General features: G+C 70.6%; 6 protein-coding genes and 1 pseudogene. 1 reads left to right on the forward strand and 6 read right to left on the reverse strand.

Going from position 1 to position 6005, the window contains the following annotated elements; all coding sequences use genetic code 11:
* The 4 genes from ACFXOA_RS32025 to ACFXOA_RS32040 form a co-directional block, all read right to left on the reverse strand.
* The coding region (locus ACFXOA_RS32025; RefSeq protein WP_385035657.1) for a DUF6238 family protein at positions 1–206 on the reverse strand (206 nt) is incomplete at its 3' end.
* 25 nt (positions 207–231) lie between these two features.
* Positions 232–1698 carry an SCO6880 family protein gene (locus ACFXOA_RS32030; protein WP_385035659.1) on the reverse strand — a complete coding sequence of 489 codons (1467 nt, stop codon included), beginning with the start codon at positions 1696–1698 and terminating at the stop codon, positions 232–234.
* Between the two features lie 130 nt (positions 1699–1828).
* Complete coding sequence (locus ACFXOA_RS32035) at positions 1829–3244, reverse strand: ATP-binding protein (protein ID WP_385035661.1); 1416 nt, start codon at positions 3242–3244, stop codon at positions 1829–1831.
* A 28-nt stretch (positions 3245–3272) separates the two neighbouring features.
* The gene (locus ACFXOA_RS32040) at positions 3273–3953 is read right to left on the reverse strand and encodes a hypothetical protein (RefSeq protein WP_385035663.1); all 681 of its coding nucleotides are present in this window, start codon (positions 3951–3953) and stop codon (positions 3273–3275) included.
* A gap of 209 nt (positions 3954–4162) precedes the next feature.
* Between ACFXOA_RS32040 and ACFXOA_RS32045 the strand changes: the two are divergent.
* A pseudogene (locus tag ACFXOA_RS32045) lies at positions 4163–5367 on the forward strand (IS110 family transposase).
* Positions 5368–5375: 8 nt separating this feature from the next.
* Here the strand turns inward: ACFXOA_RS32045 and ACFXOA_RS32050 are convergent.
* Entirely contained in the window at positions 5376–5684 is a 309-nt protein-coding gene (locus tag ACFXOA_RS32050; protein WP_224352667.1) for a DUF6112 family protein, read from the reverse strand.
* 88 nt (positions 5685–5772) lie between these two features.
* On the reverse strand, positions 5773–6005 hold a 233-nt coding region (locus ACFXOA_RS32055), incomplete at its 5' end, for a C40 family peptidase (RefSeq protein WP_385035666.1).

The raw sequence follows: 6005 nt of genomic DNA on the forward strand, positions 1-6005 counted from the left end.
CCCTCGACCGCGACGAGCTGCCCGGTGCGACCGGTGTGGGCGTCGAGCAGCCCGTACAGCGAGACGAGGTGGGCGTGCAGGGCGTCCAGCTCGGCCCGGGTGGTGACCAGCGGGCCGCCCGGGATGTTGAGCGCCCGGTGGAAGTCGAGCGCGGCGGTAGCGAAGGGCACGAAGTCCTGCGCGGTCGGGCTGGCGGTGCGGGACATGAGGGTGCTCTTTCGAAGGGAAGGGTCAGGCAGCGAGCGCGAGCGGCAGCGCGGCGGCGGTGAACGCCTCGGCCTGCTGCCAGGTCAGCGGCCTCAGATCGAGCTGGGCACCGACAGCGGCGGTCTCCACGACGGCGCAGGCGGTGCGCAGCTCGTCCTCGGTGTCGGCCGAGACGGTCAGCAGACCGGTCAGGGCGACATCGGCGTGCCCGGCGATGAGCTGGCGTTCGCGGGACTTGATGTCCTGGTACTCGATCGAGTCCGCCTCGGAGTCGACCTGGCCGCGCCGAGCCCGTTCGGCGGCGTCGGCGATCACGCTGGACTTCTTGCGCTGCACGTCACGGAGGGCGGCGTCGAGGTTCTTCGGCTCGTAGGACAGCGACAGCGTGCGCCGCACTCCGCCGGTGAACAGGAGCTGGTGCAGGAAGCCGGCGCTGGTCTCGGTGCGCGGCCAGTTCTCCACCCAGTACGTGGCGTGCACGGCCGAGTCGGTAGCGATGTGGTCCGCCTTCTCGACGACCACGACGGGGCCGGCGGCGGCGGGCTCGGCCTCGGGGCGACCGGCCGTGGACCAGCGGTCGAGTGTCGCCAGCGCCTTCGGGTCGTAGGAGGTGCGCACCACGGCGGCGATCTCGCGGGCGGTGAGCCAGCCCGTCGGGGTGAGACCGGCGGTCCGCGCCGCCTGGTCGAACGTGGAGGTGAGCTGGGCGAGGACGCTGAAGGCACCGGTGAGACCGCCGCCGGCCTGGTTGATCAGCCGACGGGCCGCCTTGGTGTCCAGGGACACCGCGACGTACGCCTCGTGCGGGGCGGCTGCGGGACCGGCGCTCTGGATCAGCTCGTTGTAGATCGCGCCGGCCATCGGGGTATCGGGGCGGCCGTGCTCTTCCCAGTAGCGGCGCAGCGCGTCGCCGGAGTCGGGGACGGTGCGCTCGATCACCTGGATGCGGGCGATCTGCCCGGTACGGGCGAGAGCTGCCAGCGCGCGTCCCCAGCCGCCGACGTTGGCCTGCTGGGTGCCGGGGTCGAGCAGGGCGTAGGCGCGGGAGGAGACCTTGACCACCGCGGTCAGTGTCCCGGTGTGCGGGTTGTGGACGGCGCCGTACGTGCCGTCGGGAGCGGTGGTCACGCGCAGGCTGGCAGCGGTGCCGGGAAGGTGGAGCAGTCCCTCGCGGGTCGGCCGGCGGGAGGGCCGGGTGAGCCAGACGAGCTGGCCTCGCATCCGGCGCAGCGCGTACCGGACGACGATCGGGGCCCAGTCCGCCAGAGCACGGCCTCGGTGGCGGACGAAGACGAGCAGGGCGATCACGGCCCACAGCGGGATGAGCTGGAGGGCGCCGACCACACCGCGGGCGAGGATCACGGCGAGAAGGAGAAGGCCGGTGAGCCCGGCGACGGCCAACTGCGGGACGGACAGGCCGAGCAGGACGCCGCGCCTGCTGCGGTGCGGGAACCTCACGGTGGGCGTGGAGGACTGGTGCTTGCCGGACATGGTGGTTCCAGACGGTGGGAGCGGGCGGAGGACGGGGCGTGCGGCGCTCTTCTGGACGTCAAGGTGGAACCTTCCTGCTGGTGGAGGGCGGGGCGGGCCGTGGAGTGCGGCCCGCCCCCGGGGATGTGGGTCAGGAACCCGACGGCGGCTGGGTGGGATACACCCAGTTCGTCGGCGTCGCGGAGCCGGTGGCCGACGGTCCGGACGCGGACGCCGGAGTGCCCGAGGCCGAAGGTCCGGGGTCGGCTGGCGGCATGGAGGTCATGCCGCCGCCCGGAGCCGATGCGGCTGCGAGGTGACCGGCGCCGCCCGCAACGCCTTGGGCAGTCGATTCGGACCCTTCCGGTTCGTCCTCGCCAGGACGTGTGATCAGCGGCGGGATCCCGGGGCGCTGGATCAGAGCCCGGCCCTTGTCGCCGGACGAGTCCGGGTCTTCGCCGGACCGGAAGCGGGTCTGCTGCTTGGGCGGCCCGGCGTCGATGCCCTCCTTGCTGAGGTTGCCGCCGGAGGGGTTGATGCCGTAGGCGACGCCATCGGTGCCCGTGCCCGTGCCCGGGACCTGGGTCGGACCCTGCGGAGCGGGGGCGCCGGTACCGGCCCGCAGCGCGAGGCTGCCTGCGGTCTTCGCGGCTCCTGCGGCGACCGCCATGCCGGCGACACCGGTGCGGTGCATGTCGTCGTGGCCGCCGCCGTCGCTGGCCCAGTGCACGAACTTGTACGTCGCGTAGGGGCAGAGCAATACCAGGACCATCACGACGATGCCGGCCATCGCGTCGGACAGGGCCGCCATTCCGTCGCTGGCGTCGGTCTTGCCCATGGCGGAGACGCCGATCAGGAAGACCACGGTCATCAACAGCTTGGAGACGATCAGGGTGCCGGTCGCCTCGATCCAGCCGCGCCGCCACCGTTTGGCGACTTCCCAGCCGCCGCCCGCCCCGGCGAACACCGCGAGCGCGACCATGATCAGGACGCCGACCTTGCGGGCCACCATCACGCCCCAGTAGAGGAAGGCGCCGATCGCGCACCCGAACGCGACCAGTGAGGACACACCCCAGCCGAGGCCGTACATGGCCCCCATCTGATCAACCTTGATCACACGACGGATCGCGTCGTCGACCGAGGTGTTGGCGGCTTTGAAGAGGCCGTCGGACAGCGCGTCCACCACGGTGATGGCGACGGTCGTGAAAGCGATGGCGGAGAAGCTGAACAGGACCCCGGTCATGGTGCCGAACGCCGCCTTGGCGAGGGCACGTTCGTCACGGCGCCAGGCCGCGGTCATGAGCTGGATGCAGAAGATGCCGACGGTCAGGGCGAGGCCGATGGGCAGCAGCAACTCGTAGTTGTCGCGGAACCACCCGGCGTTGAGATCGATGGCCGTCGTCTTGTCGACTGCCTCAGCAGCCAGGTCGGCCGCACTGGCCGCCAGCTCGCCCGCCGACTTCGCGATCCACGCGCCGAGGCCGTCGGTGACGGTGCCGGCGGGGTTGGTGGCGAAGTCGACAGCGCCGCACACCTTGTCCATCAGCGGGAAGTCGCAGACTCCCATGGGTTGTACCTCCGTTCTGGGGCGAGGGTCAGGGCGCGACGGACGGCATGACGCCGACCAGGGCGCAGGGGTGGTTGGGCCGGCACTGGACCGCGAGGGTGGTGGACCGGCTCTCCGCGCCGCCGGCGGCCGAGCCCTTCCAGCGAATCGACTGCTTGCCGGAGACCGTGACGGCGTAGACGTACGCCTGGGTGATCGCCCCGGGGTCCTCCTGGAGGGCCTGGGTGAAGGCGTGCGGGAAGTGCCCCTCGTTGATCTTGGCGGTGGCGACCTGCTTGTTGGTCGCCATCTCCTTCCACAGCACGGCCGAGGGGACCGCCTGGTCGACGGAGGCCGGGTCGGCGTACTTCGACTCCGTGGTCAGCCAGCCACGCAGCGCCTTGCGCAGCTCGGGCTGCGAGTACGCGCGGGTGTCGTACGACCACAGCGCTGCGGCGGCGGCCTTCCCGTACGTGATCGGGTCGTGGGTCTTCGGCGGAACGGGCAGAGCGCGGGGCCGGGTGTGCGGCCCGGACGGCGCCGCGGTCGACGAGGATGCCGTGGGCGAACTCGGCGGTGGGGAAGCGGTATCGGAGGGGCTTCGGCCCTCGCGGGTGAGGTAGGCGGCCAGGCCGGCGAGGGCGACGAGCACCGCCAGGACGGCATTGCCGAGCAGCGCCCGGCGGCGCACGCGAGATGCGCCGCCGGGGTGGGTGGAGTGCTGAGCCATCAGTGGACCCTCAGAATGTAGGCGGTCCGGGAGGACCGGGTATGGCTGATCAGTGGATGCCGCCGATGGCTACGCAGGTGTGGCCGCCCGGTCCTTCGGGACGCTCCGACTGGTGATTGAGAACTGCGAAGATCGCTCTTGAGGGTCCTGTCGGCGGAGTGTTCCTCGGGCCACGTGAATCCTGGGCACGGAGGAACGGAGTACTTCGAGTGACGGACCGCAGCGCACGCATATGGGTCGGGATCGATGCTGGCAAGGCTCATCACTGGGCCGTGGCCATCAACGGCGACGGCCAGATGACGCTCTCCCGGAAGGTCGCCAACGACGAGACGGAGATCCTGGAACTGATCGCGACGGTGTGCGAAGCCGCCGACGAGGTGTCGTGGGCGGTGGACATCTCCGGTCGCGCCTCGACGCTGCTGCTGACCATGCTCATCGGGCACGGCCAGAGCGTGGTCTACATTCCCGGCCGCACCGTCAACCGGATGTCGGCGGCCTACCGGGGTGAAGGAAAGACCGACGCGAAGGACGCGCTGGTCATTGCCGATACCGCCCGGCTGCGACGGGACTTCGCCACTCTCAGCCTCCCGGACGAGCACGTCGCCACGCTCCAGCTGCTGACTGCGCACCGAGCCGATCTGGTAGCCGACCGGGTTCGGCTGATCAACCGGATTTGCGGGACACCCTGGTCGGCATCAGCCCGGCACTGGAGCGGGCCTTCGACTACTCCGCCTCCAAGGGCGCGGTCACGATGCTCACCGAGTACCAGACGCCGGCCGCACTGCGCCGCCTCGGCGCCAACCGGCTTGCCGCCTGGCTCAGGCACCGGGCCGTCCGCAAGGCCGGCGATGTCGCGGACCGGGCTGTCGAGGCGGCCCGGTCCCAAGCCACCGTGCTGCCCGGTGAGGACCGAGCAGCACGGCAGGTGGGCGTGATCGCCCGCCAGCTCCTGGACGTGGACGAGCAGATCAAGGAGACCGAGCGGGAGATCCGCGAGGTCCTCCGCACGGACGAGCGTGCCGCGGTCATCGAGTCGATGCCGGGCATGGGTCCGATCCTCGGTGCGGAGTTCGTGGCGATCGTCGGCGACCTGTCCGGGTACGCCGACGCTGGACGTCTCGCATCGCACGCCGGGCTGGCGCCGGTCCCGCGCGACTCCGGCCGCCGGACCGGCAACTTCCAGAGGCCCAAGCGCTACCACCGGCGACTGCGGCACATCTTCTACTTGTCCGCGCAGACGGCGATGATGAGGCCCGGGCTGTCGCGCGAGTACTACCTGAGGAAGCGAGCCGAGGGCCAGACGCATGTCCAGGCCGTGCTCGCACTGGCGCGACGACGAGTCGGTGTGTTGTGGGCGATGTTGCGCGATGGGCGGCCGTACGACTCCGGTCCGCCGACGACGCAGGTGGCTTGACTTCTTCATTAAGACACCTGCGTCCCGAGCGTCGAGAAGAACGCCACTACACCGTTGGCCGCACCGAGAAGAAGGGCCGCGCCAGCGCTGACCAGCACGCCCTTCTTCCCGTTCGCCTCGGCCTGGTGACCACCGGAGTGGTGACCCCAGGCCCACACGCCTGCACTGACGGCGAGGGCTCCGACCACGGCGATGAGCCCGAACAAGTTGATCGAGCCCATCACCTGCTTGAGGACGTTGAGGCCAGGGAGCCCGCCCTCGTTGGGCTTGATTCCGGGGTCGTAGGCGAGCTGTATGACCTGTTCAGCGAGATACACGGGAACTCCAGTTCGAATGAGCGCACGCCAAAGCCCGGAGGGGCGAACCAGCGGTGCGAGGGGAGGTGAGGAGGGGGAGGAGCGCCGGTCAGACGACTCGGCGGGCCGCGAGAATCCGCGATTTCCAGGACGCGACGGTGCTGATCCGTACGACGTCACCGGTGTGTGGGGCGTGGACGATCAGGCCCTGCCCGATCGCCATCCCGACGTGTTCCGGTACGGCGGTCGTCCCCTCGGTGAAGAGGAGGTCGCCCGGCTTGAGGGCATCGACCGAGACGGCCTTGCCGTCCTTGACCTGCGTGTACGTGGTCCGCGTCAGGG

It is taken from the genome of Streptomyces sp. NPDC059166 (genome assembly GCF_042755185.1).
Classification (GTDB): domain Bacteria; phylum Actinomycetota; class Actinomycetes; order Streptomycetales; family Streptomycetaceae; genus Streptomyces.

What these genes read in the sequence shown, in the direction of transcription:
- ACFXOA_RS32030 (WP_385035659.1), bottom strand. Translation starts at nt 1,698, where the DNA reads ATGTCCGGCAAGCACCAGTCCTCCACGCCCACCGTGAGGTTCCCGCAC.
- ACFXOA_RS32035 (WP_385035661.1), bottom strand. Translation starts at nt 3,244, where the DNA reads ATGGGAGTCTGCGACTTCCCGCTGATGGACAAGGTGTGCGGCGCTGTC.
- ACFXOA_RS32040 (WP_385035663.1), bottom strand. Translation starts at nt 3,953, where the DNA reads ATGGCTCAGCACTCCACCCACCCCGGCGGCGCATCTCGCGTGCGCCGC.